The sequence below is a fragment of the Tenacibaculum sp. genome (genome assembly GCF_050290165.1).
Classification (GTDB): domain Bacteria; phylum Bacteroidota; class Bacteroidia; order Flavobacteriales; family Flavobacteriaceae; genus Polaribacter.
This window is the reverse complement of sequence record NZ_JBNKHD010000012.1, coordinates 82,684-98,817: the sequence shown is the minus strand read 5'-3', so window position 1 is coordinate 98,817 and position 16,134 is coordinate 82,684. Positions and strand designations below refer to the sequence as shown.

Below are 16,134 nucleotides of genomic sequence, written 5' to 3'. Positions count from 1 at the left end.
TTTTTATAACTCTTTATTTGTTTTAAGGTTTACTACCTCATATTGTCTTATAGCTCCTAAGGGTTTGTATGCCTCTTTTTCTTTTTTTATGTATCTTTCAATAGTAAAGACCTTGTTTAAGGCTTCTAAGTTTGATGTTTTATACCCGTCAAATAAAACTTCTAATTTTACATTTGCTTCATCAGATTTTCTTAGATCATCAGAAAAATTCATTTTAGCTAAATAATAGAACAATTGTCTTTTTAATCTATAAGTTCTTTTATCTAACTCAATTATTAATTGATTAAAAGGCAATTGGGTGATACTTCCTTTTGGGGTAAGTTTAATTTTCCAAATTTTAGAATCTTCCTCAATTATTTTTGCATCTAAATATTTAAATAACTCCTCTAACCCCAAATGTAAATCTTCAGGTTTTTCAACTCCATTATCTATTAATATTGCTTTTTCATCATGATTAATTTTTAAATATGTATTTGCTGTGTTTATTATTTCTACATTACTTAAATTAGTATACGAGTTATTTAACTTCTTATAAAAAGTTCCTTTTTGAACTTCATACGCTAAAGTTTCCGAATGTCCTTTGTAAATTTTATAAGTAAGATTTACTTGATATTCTTTATCTTTTTCAACTCTACTTTTATATAATTCAAGCACATTTTTCACATTATTTTGAGCAATGATAGAAGAAAAAGATGCAAAAAATAACAGGACTGTTATTTTTGTTAGTTTATTAATTTTTGGCATTACTAGACCTTGTTTCTTGTATTGTATATATTCCTTTAGAAGTTTCCTTTTTTACTCTTACCAAACCTCCTTCTTTATCATATTCGTAATATGTAGCATAGTTATTTTCATCTAACTCTGCCATTAATTTCTTTGTTTTGTTATCATATACAAAGCTCTTTATACTTGCATTGAATGGGAAGATTCTTATATCGTCAAAGTAACTAGTAGTTTCAGAGGAACTATTAATTAATTCTATAATTAAGTTATTAGGGGTAACTTCTCCTCCATTTGGAGTTTTTATAACAAATACTTCTTCAATTCTCTGCCATCCATCAATAACATTACCCTTTGGATAAAAATCACCTATTGCTACAGGATCTGACAACGCTCCCCCTTCAAGAGCTAGCGTATACAACCTAATTGCTGAATTAGTATAAACAGCTTGTTGGTTGCTGTTAACACCTTCTTCTTTCACCCAACCACTTATTACGTACTTTTTTTCATATATAGGTCTAAATGAAGTACCTGGCGTAGCTTTTATTGCTTCAATATCTATATTAACTCCTGTTATATCGCTTAAAGTTGTAGCTTCTACAGGTCCTACGTATAAATCATTGCTTTGACACTCTGCTTTTATATAAAAAACATAAGCTGTAGAAGGCTCCAAACCAAGTATATAAAACTCGTTAATATTAGTGGGTGTTGTTATCGTTTTATAGGTGCTTGCATTCGCTAAATCAAAAACTCCAGCTTTACCATAAGCAATAGTTAGAGGGGAACTCGAATTAACTCCAGATTTCCAATGAATTCTAACACTCTCTGTAGAGGCGCCATAAGCTAAAAAACTTCCAGTATCAAGAGCCACAGGTGCAGGTGTACAACCTGTTAGTGTTTTTGCAGTTGCTTTTGTCCAATACTCAACATCCTGACATATGAGTTTTATGTAAAAATCGTATTCTGTATTAGCTTGTAAATTATTAAATGTCCAACTATTAGTAGAATACGTATTTGCTATTCCTAGATATTCTGTTGTGTTAACGATATGAAAGTCTTTATAACCATATACTATCTCTGCACTAGCAGTATATCCTCCTGGTTCATTTGCATAACTTAACCACGATAATCCAACAGAACTATCTGTTACAGCATCCGCTTTAAAATCTTGAAGTGTATATGTGTATTGACATTCTGGTACTTCTAGGTCTATTGCTTGTAATCTTAGATCTATTTTTTGATCTTTTTGATCCACTTTTTGCCTTTTCAGCTCTATTTTTTGATCTTTAAAGTCTTTTCTTTGCCTTTTTAACTCTATTTTTTGTCTTTTTTTATCTAATTTTTGCCTTTTTAACTCTATTTTTTGAGCCTTTGGAGCTTTTTTTTGAGCTAACATATTTTCTTTTCCAAAAAGAAAAAATAAGACTATAATAATATATATGTAATTTTTCATTTTCTTTTTCTTAGTTACAATCATTACAGCTAAAATTTCCATTCTCAACAAGAAGTATACCCGTGAATGCATCTGAAACCACCATCTCTTTTTCGAAATATTGACCAGGAGTAGGATCAGCACAAGCGTTTAAATCAGTAACTCTATTATTAGAATGCGTAACTCTTTTCCTTCCTGTAGAACCCAATGCAATATTATATTCATAACCGTTTACATAATATTTAGCATTTGAATTAGGACTACCCACGATATCAAATTCAGCTGTAAACCCACAAACAGAACGTGTTATAACAATATTCTCTGCTGTAACCCTAACAGATTCTTCTTTATACATACAATCTCCACAAGTGAAGGATTTTGATCTATTTAACTTAACTTCTCCATTGACATCAGTAATTATTACTTTTGCTGTACCAACACTAGTTGATGGTGTAGCATAAAGATCTTCGCATGCATAATCTCCTGGAGCTGAAGCTCCAGTTACTACTTGTGCTTCTCCTTCAGTATTAAGGGTGACTGTACTCTCTACCCCCCCATTAAAATAAGTAATGGTTTTATTGGGTTGTCCTACAATAGTAAAAGTAACATTGTAATCACACCCTACTTCACCTGTAATGATATCTTTAATTGTAAAACTTTCCACATTTTTTTCACAAACATCACCTGTTCCATTTCCATCACTATCCATTTGATCTGGATTACCAATGTTAGGACAGTTATCGCAATCATTATGTATACCATCGCCATCTATATCATCTACTCCACTGGTAATTGGTGGACATGGGTTTGCTGATACACAATCTTGAACCTCTGTAGTATTGACATCTTTTAAGTTCTTTATTAAACTTACTCTAGATTTTGGTGTTACCGCTATACTTTTTCTTCCTGTATGGGCTTCTTTTTCGGTAGCCATCGTATAAGCGTCGACACCATAAATATCTCTAAAGCTAAAATGTGAGCTTGTTCCTGCTTCCTTTGTTTCTTCATAGTCTTCAAAACCATCAAAACCAATTTCTTTATACATAGTATTTGAAGCCACAGCTGTAGGTAATGTGTAATTATAACCATACTGCGCTGCTGAGTATCTATTTAAAGCATCTTTGTTTTCTAACTCTACACCGTATGGTGCATATTGGGTTACTTCACTAGCAAAAGTCCATTTTTTTGCCGAACTCTTATCAATAGCTTCTGCATTGATTTCCCATTCACCATTACCATATTTATAAAATGGTGTAAAGCTTGTAAAATACCCATCTTCTCTCGTATTTACATTATCTGAATGGTATCTTCCTGTTAAGTAAGCCCAAGATCTTTTCGCTCTCCAATCTCCTCTTATATTGTATACATATGGGTTTATATTATACTTATCATATGTATTTAATAGTGCTGTATTATTTACATTATCTGTACTTCCTTCAGGAGCATTAGGGTATGATTGATACATTGTTGGCTCCTCAACATAATACTTATTCCCTTTCTCATTTACAGGTTTCCAGTAATCGCTATATTCAACTGCGCTACTATTTATAATTTTAGAATCTTGTGGATTAACGTTATAAAAAGAAGGTAGTGTTTGTCTATACGTTGTATCATCATTTACTATTGGGTTAATCTTAGTTGTGATACTTGCCATAGAAGCATTTTGTAAATTTCTATGTCCTGAACGTGCCACCTCAAAAGTTACATTCTGATCTATTCTATCCTCTTCAGGGCAATCATTTAAAATCTCTCCATTCTGCTTCATTAAGATAACTTCATTTCCTTCTACATTTAAAACCCATACCTTCTCGTTAATATCCTTGTATGCATTAAACAACCCTAGTTCCATTATTATCTTCTTATATGAAACGTAAAGCTCATCACCTGGTAGTAAATATTCATTTGCTATTCCATTACTTAGTTTAAACTTATTCCCTTCAACAGGAATAAAACTTCCTGACACGGCAATATTTTTACTAGCTGCTCCCATACCTTTGTACTTCCAATAGGCTGGATAGTTAATATTAAAATAAGCATCATCATACTCGTTAACTGTTTTGGTTACTAAAACTTGACCTGTATTAGCGTCCCAAGCAATATTTTGCGTTGAAGCTTTCGCTCCTAAATCGTACGCTATCTTCTCTTTTAACAAACCATGCTTTTGTATCACCTTAGTTGTTACAGCAGTATGTAAAACGGTTTCATGTTTCGCATATTTAGGTAAAGAACCTGGTATTATCGCTGGACAAATCCACACTAAAAATCCAGCTACATTTAAATTTACACCTACTGTCCTTTCTCTAGAATAACTTTCTCTAAAATCATTAACAACATCATAATTTACACCTACTAATTTTTGACTTATGACTCCTTTCTCATCTACTACACTAACTCTATTTTCTATTTCTCCACTACCTTTCTCATAATATTTATACTCAACACCTGATAAAGGGTTCTCTTGATTCTCTGCATATACCCATTGCCCTTTAGGTTTTCCATTCATATCATTACATTCAATCACAAAACCTTGTGATGCTGTTATATGCTTTTTTACACTAAAGCTCAATAAGTTTTTAATAGATCCTGTTTTATCATAAAATAAATTTCTCTTGTCTAATTCAGAATGTTTTGTTACTGTTGGATAATCAAACGACGTATAATATTCGTGTACAACTTTACCAGTAGCATGCTTACTAACTCCTTCATAAGGAATGTTTTTTACCGTTACTCTACCATAGGTAACTGCTGGGGAAGGGAAAAATGATTCTCCTATTGGTTTTTCTACAAAGTTAGATTCTTTAGGAGCCAATACTTTATCTGCTCCAGAAGGACTTTTATCATAGAAAGGCATTACAAATGGATTTTCTTTACTTCCATTAGGTTCAAAAGTAGCAACACCGCTTGTTGTTCCATCTTCTTTTTCATAAGAATACACCTGTCCATAGAATTTTTTGTACAATGGGTTGTCATCGTTTCCTGTCATCACATCCCAGTTATCACTCATTTGGAGTTTTTTAACCCTAACTCCTCCTCCAAACTTTCTTTTAGTAGGATTTACTAAACGTAACCACGATTTTTTGGGTTTAAACTTATTAGCGCAACCTTTATCTCTTAATTTTTGATTAGGCGCTACTCCTATATCAAATAAGCTCCCTATCGATCCTACTAAATCTTCAACTACAGAGACAAAATCATCATTCCTATATTCTCCTCCTTGACTATAAACAATCCTGTTCATGTTTTTTCGTCCAAAGTACATACCTGCCTTAGAAATCGGATTCACCTTTCTATCACCAGACTTACCATCAAGTTTTACAAACTCCATAGGTATAGATAGATAATTATTCCCTTCAGAATCATTAATTTTCGTTATCTCCCTATTCTTATCAAAATTTAAATACCCTGAGACAAAATCAAATTGATTTTTCATTTTTGTCATGCTTAATAAAAACTTGAAGAAAACAGGTTTATCTTCAATCCCTTTATAAAAATCTTCCGCTTTAAATTCTTTTTGATTTTCAGGGATTTTCACATATAGGTACTTATTATCCCAAAATGAATACAGTACAGTATTTTTTAAGAATTGATCATTTTCAGGTATCGCTTTTTCTCCTACACCTATAACCTGATACAGCTGCATTATTTCTTTATTCTGAACATACTGATAGTCGTCCGACTCATATTGCACCCCCATATTACCACCTGAAGGTAGTCTTAAAGATGTTAATGTCCAAGCAGTTGTGTTTTTGTCAGCTTCTTGTTGACTATTTTGAAGTGTATAAGGAAATTCTGAACTAGAAGGCTCGTCATTTAAATCACAACTACCTGTATTAGCCTTATAGTTACCCCAAATATCATACCCTTTTAAATCATAATTAGGGTTGGAAACATCATCAAAAACACCGTCATTATTAGTATCTATTTGACCATAATTGAACTCATATGGCATATATGCTCCCATGTTAGAATTCTCATAGGTAAAAAACACTTTTTTTAATGTTAGTTTACCTCCATCGTTTGATAATTCATTTTCTAATAGCTCCGTTGAATTATTGTTATTTGGTAATTCTTTACACAAAGAATAATCATAAACAAAATGTGCTGTTTTTATAGGAGTGGCATTTTCCTTTTTTTCTTGATACTCTTTCTTAGAATACAGCAAAATTTTATCTATTTTTTTACTTGTAACAGTTGCTGATCTACCTCCATTTTCTCCTTTAACTGCATAACCGTCTTTTCTGTCTGATAATTTAAAAACAGCAATATGTGTTTTGGTTTCAATTGTATTTATATACACCTGCTCTCTCTCTCCATACACATAGTTTCCTTTTTGATCGTTTTCATGAGAGTATAACCCTTTGTTTAAAGTCGCTCTGTTTTCTTGGTAAGGAACCCTCCATTTATAGTCATAAGCATCTGAATAATTAAACTTTGTGTAACTACCAAAATCATCATCCGAAATACCATCTCCTGTTCGGTCTTCATAATCTGTTGACAAGACACTGGTTAGTAAATATGAATGCGCATAAGCAGGTGTTGTTATTCTATTGAAAAAATTATCAATCCCTGCATTATTCCCACTAGTATTTTCAATATTTGGAATATATTCCACTAAACCATCAGGTGAACATCCACTAGAATTTGTTTCATTAATAGCAAATGTTGCTTCCTTTTTTACTTTATTATATGCAGTTTTACCATATACATATCTACTACCATCTGGTTTTATAACATTAAACCCTGCTGTATGATGTGGTCGTGCATTTTCATTAAGTGTAAAAAATATAGAATCAAATTTTTTGGCGTTATCAACAGTTACTTTTTGAATTAACTGATTACGCAGTAATCTATTTTCTCTTTGTAATTTTCCTTCAAATGATTTAGGGTCTTTATTATCTATTCTATTGAACTGGTTTACTGTTCTTCTTTTATATCTTTTCCCTGAAATACCTATTCCCACTGGAGATTCTGCGTCTAATAAATCCGTAAACAAACCTCCTACTTCATTTTCACTATCTACATTTAATTCTCCTGTATTTCTAAAGTATACTTTCTCATAATCTAAGTTATTACTTTCCTTTTTGCTTACTTTAAAATTTTCTAGAGCATAATTTTTTCCATTTTTATCCCAAAGTCCTGTTCTTGCGTAAGTATCAGACATTTCAACGTCTACTCCTACGGCAAAAATCCACCCTCCTTGAACTTCTACACCAAAGCTTTTGCTTGTTCCAGAATCAACTACCGTTGGATCATTAATAAAACCTATTTGACTTCGATAAGGTCTAAAAGCTCCTGAAATCCCTTGCCCATTGATAGAATACATATCGTACGTATAATTGGTAATAGGTAAAATGGTTGTGTTTTTTGAAAAATTACCATCTTTTTCCCTATTAAAGTCCAACACTCCGTTATTAGAAGCTTCATTTTTATCAGTATTTTCATAACCAAACCCTTTTACTTCTTTCCATTTCTCTTTTGGGTTAATGTATTGTGTAGAGCCATACCCAGTTACTTTAACCTGACCACTGATACCAAAAGTTGTACCTCCTACAGCCGCATTAAATGTGAAATTATCAGTTAATACTGAAACTCTTTTAGTAGGAGTAAACAAGATGTTATCATTATTAGAAATAATTAAACCTCCCTGACCAAAATTTAGACTTTTATAACCTAACCCCGCACTTAAACTCAAAGAAGTTAAAGCTTGCCTTGAATTAATTGATGCTCCTAAAGATGCTTGTGTTGACAATACCCCTTTTTCTCCTAATTTCGTACTTAAAGAAATAGACGGACTTACTGTTGGACCGTCTGCTACTGACCCTGAAACATTAACCCCTACACTTGCTGCATCAGACAATTTAAAAGAGATTCCTATTGAAGGCGTAGTAGTCACTCCGTCATAGTTATTGTACTGTACCCCTAAACCGATATTAGCTCCTAACAACTCACTTTTACCAAAAATAGATCCACCTACTCCAAAATGTGCTCCAACTGTTCTATTAGCTTTAAAGTTGTTTTCATAAATTAATTTATCTCCATCAAAATCATCTGGCAACCCTCTTACGTTTCTTTTTATTTGACCTACGTTTAAATTCCAACCTAACCCTACCCATGAAGCCTCCTGGTCCATATTTACTCCAGAATTATAGGATAAATTTAATGGATAACCACCAACATCCATTATTGGAATATTGTAATTAAAGTCTCCCGATGTAAGATCTACCATATCGGATGTACCTATAGGTGTAAATGAATTAAACTCTGGTTGTGACGGACCTCCTGTTAAAGCATAAGTCTTATAAACAAAAGTTTGAGGAAAAATGATATTTAGGGCTATATACACAGATATAACCTTAAAAAAATGGTTGGTTCTATAAAATTTCATTTGGAAAAAAACGGAATGTATGTGTGTGTTACTTTTTCTTTTTAAGCGTTATTTTTTTATTTCTTATTTAAGCAGCGCGAAAGTATAAAAAATTATTTTTTTAATAAAAATTTAAGTATTCCTTTTTCAAACAATTTATCGTTATAAACAAGTTTTACTTCAGTGTTTATCTCATAAGGAAAAGAAAAAAAGATTAAAACCCTTTTATAAGGAGCTAATGTGTAGTTTCTTTCAAAAAAAACTCCTTTTGGTTTAATGGTATCTCCTTTACTTGTTATTGCATAAAAATCTCTCTTTATATTAAAAGACAAATATTTTACACACTTCTCATAATCAAAATTTTTCTTTTTAAACAAATCTTCTCCTTCGATCTGTTGAAAATCTAACTGAATAACTTCTTCTTTTTTTAATTTTTCTCTATAAAGGTCTAATGAATCCTTTTGATCTAGATTTTTTAAAATATAATAATCTTTTGGCAGTATTGCTGCTGTATAAAAAACATCTTCAATTAAAATTGTTTTTTTAAATCCTTTATAATCCTGATTATTAAACTCAAAAAACTTTACATTATCTTTAAAGTTAGTTTCATTCACCAAATCATTGCTTAAACCCCTGGAAATCTTCTCATTACTATTGTTTGTAATTTCATTTTTCACACTTTTTCTTTCTTCTTTTTTTATATTACAACCTACAAAAAGAGAAATTCCAAGTATTGTAACCAACTTCTTTTTAATTCCCTTCATATTTAAAATTTGCATAGTTGATAAATTCATCTGTATAATCAATGGTAGAATTACCATACATTATATTACCACTTCCTTGTGCCCCTATAATAAGATCAAAATTGTTTTCTTCTCCATAATCTTTAACATAAGCATTTAACCTAGTCCATACTTTTTTATTAATTTCATTTTTAACATATATGCGTATCTCTTCTAGCTCTTTTTCTTTGTTAGATACCCTTCTTTTTAAATCAAGATATTTTTCAGTTTCTTTTTTATCTACTTTGCTATTCTTGTTTTTTAAATCACTTTCTACAATAGACATTGCCTTAACTAAGCTATCGTAAGCCACTAATTCTGGCTTATACTTTTCTTCATTTATCCTTCCTAGTTCTTTTGTCATATTAAATTCTTTAAAAACCCTTACATTATCAATAAACACAATTGTCTTTTTTTTGTTCTGCATTAAAAAAACACTCCAAATTAGTAAACCTACTATCAACAAACTATTAATTGCACTCCATATATATTTAGACTTCATACTTTCTTTATTTTTTTATTATCCTTTTTTCTGCTTCTTGTTTTAATAATATTGAATCTCTGTAAACCTTGTAAACAAAAAATTCATATTCTTTTATTTTTTCCCCTTTTTTCATTTTCACAAAAGCTCCTTTAACTTTTAACAGTACCAGTTCTTCGCCTGTTTCTTTTTTTAATGTTCCTAAATATTTTACAGCAGGCCAGGTTACTTTTTTTCTCTTTTTTCTTTTCTTTATCGTTTGTTTTTTTTCAACTACCTTTTTTTTAATTTTAGCTTTCCCTAGAAAGGGATCTCTCTCACAAAAGAATAACTCAAAATTCTTATTACTACTTTTTTTTACAACAAATGTATTATTAATGACTCTATCACTAACAGCACTCTCCTTGCCTTTACTATAAAAGAATTTATATATTACCCCTCCCCATATTGAAAGAACTATTATTAGTAGTATTCTATTTATTATTGCTTTACTCAAAATCTAATTGCTTTTAAAGTTTTGAAAAAGTAACTCTGCATGCAACTCTTCTCTCTTTAACGAATGGTTTTTTTTCTTATAAAAACCTACACTATTGAGTTTAGACTTTTTGAATTCCCTTTCGACTTCGTACATTATTTTTATTAGTGAATTGTAACTTCCTTTTAAGGTGAAAAAAGTAGTGACTAGAGTATACTCTTTTTCCTTTACAATATGAGTTTTCTTCAAGTTTGTTATTTCTACTACATTTTCTTTACTCTTATTTGATAAAAACTCTAAAATTTCCTGTTGAATGAAATTTTCATCAAAGTCATCTTCTCCCAAGGCCTCTTCTATTTGCTCAACTTTATCCTTTAAACTCAATATGGAATCTTTAATTCTTTCTTGATTTATATTTTTTGAAGAGTGGAAAAAATAGTTTGATGTTTCATGATAAGTCCTTTTTAAAACCCTCTGATAAATTACTATCACCAATAATAATGTGAATAAAAAAAGTAGCTTCTTTTTTACTTTATAGGTAAATTTTCTATTCATCATTTTAACAAAACTTGTATTTCAAAATTTGTTTCATCTCTCTCTTTTTCATATTTAACTATATTTATCTTTTCTACACTTAGAACGCTTTTAAGTTTGTTTATCCAAGCATTAAAATCACTCATATCTTCAAAAGAACCTTCTACAAGTATTTGCTTTTCATTAATAACAATTTTTTTATTTTCTTTTAATTCTTTCTTATGAGGAAAAACTTCTAGTCCTGACAACTTAACTTTTTCAGGTAACGTTTTAACTAACTCGTTAACATAAAAGGATAAAATATTGGTTTTATAAAAACCTGAAAGTTGTAACATACCCATTTGTTGCTGCTCTCTTTGCTTTAGCTCTTTTAATTGTCTTTGCTTACTAGCCTCCACGCTACGCTGAACTTCAATTTCTGAATTTTTAAAAGCAAAAAACTTTCCCACAGAATAACTTAGAATTGCAACTATTAATAAAATAATGACACTTATTTTACTTATAAAATTAAACTCTACCTTATGTTTTAACTCTTCTTTGTTTTCATCTAAAACCTCCCCTTCATATACATTTATAATATTATTAGACGGATAAAAACAATTAAACACTGACGATAATATCAATATCTCTTCATTAACAGTTAACTTATCTGTCAAGTATACTTCCTCAAAAGAAGGTTCTACATGTGTACAAACTCCTTCTTCATATTTTAAAAGTATTCCACCAACAAGTTCTTCTTCGTTTGATAGATTATTCTTAAATAACAGATTAAAAATTATCCCCCCAATATAAATATCTAATAAAAAAAACTGTTTGTTTGAAAATTCATCAATCAAAGAATCTACGACACTTTTTCTTATTAATGCTAAAAACCTCTTTTCAGATTTATCTGAATCATAACGAGTTGAGTAAAACTTACTTTCTGAAGACTTGAAAAGAACTTCATTTTCTGAGTATAATACTTCATCTCCTAAGAATATTAATACAACAGGTTGATCCATTACAACCTGCTTTAATTCTTCAAGTGAATTGGTAATATGAAGACTTTCTTTGTCAAGCTCTAAAACTTCTCCTATTCTACAAACTCTTGTGTAAAGATATTTTACTATTCCTTTATAGAATAAGACTCTTACTACAGCTATCTCTTCTTTTAATTGAAAAATTTTCATAATTAATAATAGACTGTTGGCTTGATAAACATATGTAGTTTCGTTTTTTTCTTCTTCTTGTTTCGCCCACTAAAAAACCATTTAATAATTGGTATCCTAGAAAAAAATGGAGTTCCGGTTCCTGAATTCTTTTTTTCTGCCTCATCAAGTCCACCCAACAAAATCATTTCTCCATTTTTAACTCTGATTAAAGATTCAAATTGTTGTGTTGTTTTACTTGGAGGAGCTGTCTCTCCAACTCTTCCCGTAAAAGCACTTTTTTCAACCACAATATTTAAAGTCACATTTTCATCCTTAGATACAAAAGGCTTGATTTTCAGACTTAAATTAGCTTCTGTAGGACGCCATTGTCCTGACTGTAATACATCATTATTTCCAACACCTCCTGTTATGAGTTGATTGGTTTGTTCAAAATAATAATCTGTTGCTCCTATTTTAAAATTTGCCTCATGCCCATTCAAAGTGGCTATTTTGGGTGTAGACTCTAACTTAATAATAGCATTATTTTCTAAAGCTTTTAATCCTAAATAAAAATTCTGAGGAACTTTCCCTAGATTAACTATTCCTAAGCCATTAAAAGCATCTATTAACTTATTAATATTATTTGAGTTTAATTTAACATCCGTTGTTGGAAATGCATTTTTCAAAGATGAAGTTTGCTCACTATCAAATCCTGCTTTTAACCCTGTTTGAATCTCATGTGATTTTTCATATTGAAAAATTATAACCTCAATTTGGATTACTGGCACATTCTTATCTATTTGCTTTAAAAAAGACTTTAATTCTTGAATTGCGGAGAAATGTCCTGTAACTACTATACCATTTAGTTCTTTAAATTCTTTTATTTCGAGTTCGGAAATTATTCGAGAAGGAATCGATCTTTGAACATTTTCAACTGCTCTATTTTTCATCCTTATCAACTCAGTTATTCTCAGTCCTTCCTTATTTTTTTCCCCAATTAAAAAGTAATCGACTTCTTTTTTAAAAGTATACCTCGTTCCTTTCAATAAATGCTCTAAAACCTCTTCAAAATTTAAACTCTTAACTGAAAAAGATGTCGTTAGGTTTTCATCTATTTTAGAATACAAAAAATAATTTTGATTAGATTTAAGTGCTACATTATAAAGCACATCTATTATAGGAACCTCATCCGCCGCTACATCAATCGAACCATCATTATTTAATTTAACATATAAGTTATCATTTCTTCTAGTGATTCTGTTTCCTTTAATGGTATGAGATTGTTCAATTTTATTCTGTATCTCCTTTTTCGATTTAGCATCAATAAAATAATACCCTTTTTGATCTTTAGTTACTTCAAGTCCATTTGCTTTAGAGAGCATATCTAATGTTAAATCCACAGACTTATCAAGTACATAACTAGTTATGAGGTTATTTTTAACTTTTGGAGATACAATTATATTTTTTTGAGTTTTATTGGTTATTTCTTTAGATACAAGAAACAAAGTATCTCTAACCAAGTTTAAAGACAATAGCTCTTTTTGAGAGTTATAAGAAACATTTATCTTTTTGGGAGATTTTTTCTCTTTAACAATTTTCTTTTTACTAAGGATTATAATTTTGTCCAAAAACTGAACATCCAAGTTGTATTTTTCTATTAAAAACAAAAAAACATCTTTGACCTTAACATTATAAAAATTATTGATTACACTTTGATCTAATGACTCTTCAACACTCACATTAAGTTTATGCTCGTTACTTAATGCCGTTACAAAATCGTACAAAGAAATTTGAGACACGTTAACTTGCACTAACTCATTTAATCCGGGTTCTATTTCTGAGAGTTTTTCTAATTTTATTCGTGTATTATCTTGCCCAAAAGCAAATTGAACGAATAAAATTAAAAGTAATAGTATTTTTTTTTTCATTTAATTAGCATTAATAAGTATTGAATAAATTTCTTTCAATGAAGTTTCTCCCTTTTCCAATAAGTCAAATGCTTTTTCTGGAAGAGTTTTTATTCCTTTTTCTTTAATGATTTTTGAATAATCTTGCTCTTTTTTATTCATTTCTCTTGCTATATCATTATCTATAACAACTAATTCATAAATTGCTCTCCTACCTTTGTAACCTGTATAATGACACTTTTCGCACCCCACAGGTTCATAATGATATTCTATCTTTCTTTGAACTTTGTATGTACTTGGAAGCATTTCTTTGCTAAAATTTTCTTTACTCTTACACTCATTACACAATTTTCTAAGTAAACGTTGAGCTAATGTAGCGTTTATAGTTTCCGAAAGTAAAAATGAAGGAATGCCCATATCTATCAATCTTGAAATGGTTCCCAATGCAGAATTTGTATGGATTGTTGACAATACTAGATGCCCAGTTAAAGAAGCTCTAACAGCCATTTCAGAAGTTTCTTTATCTCTAATCTCACCTAACATAATAATATCTGGATCTTGTCTTAAAAAAGAGCGTAAAGCGCTTGAAAATGTTAAGCCTATCTCCTCATTAAGTTGTATTTGATTAACACCATCTAATACATACTCAATAGGGTCTTCAATCGTCATTATATTCTTCTCTGTATTATTCAACATCTTTAACGTTGCATACAAAGTTGTTGTTTTACCAGAACCTGTTGGTCCACTAATAAGTATTATGCCATTACTCTTATTTACTGACTCAATATATTTTTTAAGTTCTTTTTCTTCAAAACCTATTGAGGATAATTGTAGATTATCTGTATTCTTCCCTAGAATTCTCATTACAATTTTTTCTCCAAATTGAGTAGGTAGTACAGAAACTCTAATATCATAACCATCAATCTTTGCTCTTCCATCTTGAGGCAATCTCTTTTCCGTAATATCAAGATTTGACTGGATTTTAACAATATTAACTATCTCAGCGTAAAGATCTTTTTTTATTCTTTTTTTCTCAACTAGTACCCCGTCAATCCTGTATCGCACTCTGGTATAATCTTCATAAATTTCAAAATGAATATCACTACTACTAAAAGATATAGCTTCGTTTATGACTTCTTCTAAAACACTTGCTTTAATTTTTTTAGCAACTTCTTCTGTTGTTCTGTATTTTAAAACCAGTAGTTTTTCTATTTCAAAAGATTTTCTAGGAACTACTTTTATTTTTTTTCCTAAAATTATTTTAAGGTCATTAACGACTGTTTTTATTTCTTTTTCTTCATCTATGAAAAATGTTATTTCCTCTTCGTTTTCTTCCTTGGGTATAACCCTATAATGCCAAGCAAATTCCTTGGTTATTATACTATCAAGATTCTTCATCTATAAAAAATATCCGTTGTAAAAATCAAAACCCAATACCTCTCCTAAAAATAGTGTTATCATTAAAAAAAATGATAAATATCCTGCTAAAGGCACCGTTTTTCTCTCATCTAATTTTCTTTTTTGTACTATTATGTGAAGAATTAATGAAAAACACATTCCTACTATATAAAAAACAGCATAATTCGCAAAACTAAATAAAGGAATAATTACAACTAAAAACACTATGTCTCCAATAGCTATTCCTAAAAAAAAATCTTCAGTAACCTTCTTCCCCTTTAAATACATATATGCCCATAAGAGGATTAGATTAACCCCTAAAAACAACATATTCATGTATAAATTGTAGAAAAGATTCTCTTTAAGATAGAAAATAAGACTTGATAAGATTAGTACCCCAAGAAAACACACAATATGTACCTCTCTATCTTTGCAATCTTGAAGAAATATCATTATTAAACAAACAGAAAGTAGAATATATAAAAAGGGTAGCATTAATCTTTAACAGTCTCTTTTAGATTTCTTTTTTCGTCAATCTGCCATTCATTAAACACTCCATCACCGTCAAAATCTGCTAAAGCCCTTGCTTTAGCCACAAAACTATTACTTGAAGCTTCTTCTATAGTTATCAGATATACGGCTTGACCGTTTTCCTCTATTGTTTTTTCTTGCTCAAAACCTAAATCTTCAAAATTATCAGCATACTTTGAGTGTCTGTAAAAGTAATTTTTTTGTAAGCCATGTAAATGAGCTAACATATTTTGAGCTTCTAAAGATTTCGCTTGAGATATTACTGCTGTTTGGCTAGGCATTACCAATAAAATAAGAATTCCTATAATTGCTAAGACAACTAAAATTTCACTTAAAGAGTATGCTTTTAAACGATTTTTATTTTTTTTCATATTTTTTTT

General features: G+C 30.2%; 12 protein-coding genes. All 12 read right to left on the bottom strand.

The features are described 5' to 3' along the window. Positions 1-3 precede the first annotated feature (3 nt). The 12 genes from ACQY6M_RS09860 to ACQY6M_RS09805 all read right to left on the bottom strand — a co-directional run bounded on the left by ACQY6M_RS09860 (position 4) and on the right by ACQY6M_RS09805 (position 16,125). Positions 4-744 carry a hypothetical protein gene (locus tag ACQY6M_RS09860; RefSeq protein ID WP_428741574.1) on the bottom strand — a complete coding sequence of 247 codons (741 nt, stop codon included), beginning with the start codon at positions 742-744 and terminating at the stop codon, positions 4-6. Then, on the bottom strand, positions 731-2,173 hold the full coding sequence (locus tag ACQY6M_RS09855; protein ID WP_428741575.1) for a hypothetical protein: 1,443 nt from the start codon (positions 2,171-2,173) through the stop codon (positions 731-733). Before ACQY6M_RS09855 ends, ACQY6M_RS09860 begins: the two co-directional genes overlap by 14 nt. A 10-nt stretch (positions 2,174-2,183) precedes the next feature. Beyond that, positions 2,184-8,537, bottom strand: a complete 6,354-nt coding sequence (locus ACQY6M_RS09850; RefSeq protein ID WP_428741576.1) for a thrombospondin type 3 repeat-containing protein — start codon at positions 8,535-8,537, stop codon at positions 2,184-2,186. 92 nt (positions 8,538-8,629) lie between these two features. After that, on the bottom strand, positions 8,630-9,280 hold the full coding sequence (locus ACQY6M_RS09845; RefSeq protein WP_428741577.1) for a hypothetical protein: 651 nt from the start codon (positions 9,278-9,280) through the stop codon (positions 8,630-8,632). Continuing rightward, a complete protein-coding gene (locus tag ACQY6M_RS09840; RefSeq protein WP_428741578.1) occupies positions 9,267-9,800 on the bottom strand; it encodes an OmpH family outer membrane protein in 534 nt (177 codons plus the stop codon). Before ACQY6M_RS09840 ends, ACQY6M_RS09845 begins: the two co-directional genes overlap by 14 nt. A gap of 7 nt (positions 9,801-9,807) precedes the next feature. Beyond that, the gene (locus ACQY6M_RS09835; protein ID WP_428741579.1) at positions 9,808-10,275 is read right to left on the bottom strand and encodes a hypothetical protein; all 468 of its coding nucleotides are present in this window, start codon (positions 10,273-10,275) and stop codon (positions 9,808-9,810) included. Between the two features lie 3 nt (positions 10,276-10,278). Further along, positions 10,279-10,812, bottom strand: a complete 534-nt coding sequence (locus tag ACQY6M_RS09830; RefSeq protein WP_428744950.1) for a hypothetical protein — start codon at positions 10,810-10,812, stop codon at positions 10,279-10,281. Further along, entirely contained in the window at positions 10,809-11,957 is a 1,149-nt protein-coding gene (locus ACQY6M_RS09825) for a hypothetical protein (protein ID WP_428741581.1), read from the bottom strand. Before ACQY6M_RS09825 ends, ACQY6M_RS09830 begins: the two co-directional genes overlap by 4 nt. A gap of 2 nt (positions 11,958-11,959) precedes the next feature. Then, the gene (locus ACQY6M_RS09820; RefSeq protein ID WP_428741582.1) at positions 11,960-13,846 is read right to left on the bottom strand and encodes a type II secretion system protein GspD; all 1,887 of its coding nucleotides are present in this window, start codon (positions 13,844-13,846) and stop codon (positions 11,960-11,962) included. Continuing rightward, positions 13,847-15,223, bottom strand: coding sequence for a GspE/PulE family protein (locus ACQY6M_RS09815; RefSeq protein ID WP_428741583.1), 1,377 nt, complete (start codon positions 15,221-15,223; stop codon positions 13,847-13,849). After that, entirely contained in the window at positions 15,224-15,559 is a 336-nt protein-coding gene (locus ACQY6M_RS09810; RefSeq protein WP_428741584.1) for a hypothetical protein, read from the bottom strand. A 158-nt stretch (positions 15,560-15,717) separates the two neighbouring features. Continuing rightward, positions 15,718-16,125, bottom strand: a complete 408-nt coding sequence (locus tag ACQY6M_RS09805) for a prepilin-type N-terminal cleavage/methylation domain-containing protein (protein WP_428741585.1) — start codon at positions 16,123-16,125, stop codon at positions 15,718-15,720. Between the last annotated feature and the right edge of the window lie 9 nt (positions 16,126-16,134).

Excerpts from the sequence above, each read along its gene's own strand:
- ACQY6M_RS09860 (WP_428741574.1), bottom strand. The coding sequence starts at position 744 with ATGCCAAAAATTAATAAACTAACAAAAATAACAGTCCTGTTATTTTTT.
- ACQY6M_RS09855 (WP_428741575.1), bottom strand. The coding sequence starts at position 2,173 with ATGAAAAATTACATATATATTATTATAGTCTTATTTTTTCTTTTTGGA.
- ACQY6M_RS09850 (WP_428741576.1), bottom strand. The coding sequence starts at position 8,537 with ATGAAATTTTATAGAACCAACCATTTTTTTAAGGTTATATCTGTGTAT.
- ACQY6M_RS09845 (WP_428741577.1), bottom strand. The coding sequence starts at position 9,280 with ATGAAGGGAATTAAAAAGAAGTTGGTTACAATACTTGGAATTTCTCTT.
- ACQY6M_RS09840 (WP_428741578.1), bottom strand. The coding sequence starts at position 9,800 with ATGAAGTCTAAATATATATGGAGTGCAATTAATAGTTTGTTGATAGTA.
- ACQY6M_RS09830 (WP_428744950.1), bottom strand. The coding sequence starts at position 10,812 with ATGATGAATAGAAAATTTACCTATAAAGTAAAAAAGAAGCTACTTTTT.
- ACQY6M_RS09825 (WP_428741581.1), bottom strand. The coding sequence starts at position 11,957 with ATGAAAATTTTTCAATTAAAAGAAGAGATAGCTGTAGTAAGAGTCTTA.
- ACQY6M_RS09820 (WP_428741582.1), bottom strand. The coding sequence starts at position 13,846 with ATGAAAAAAAAAATACTATTACTTTTAATTTTATTCGTTCAATTTGCT.
- ACQY6M_RS09815 (WP_428741583.1), bottom strand. The coding sequence starts at position 15,223 with ATGAAGAATCTTGATAGTATAATAACCAAGGAATTTGCTTGGCATTAT.
- ACQY6M_RS09810 (WP_428741584.1), bottom strand. The coding sequence starts at position 15,559 with ATGAATATGTTGTTTTTAGGGGTTAATCTAATCCTCTTATGGGCATAT.
- ACQY6M_RS09805 (WP_428741585.1), bottom strand. The coding sequence starts at position 16,125 with ATGAAAAAAAATAAAAATCGTTTAAAAGCATACTCTTTAAGTGAAATT.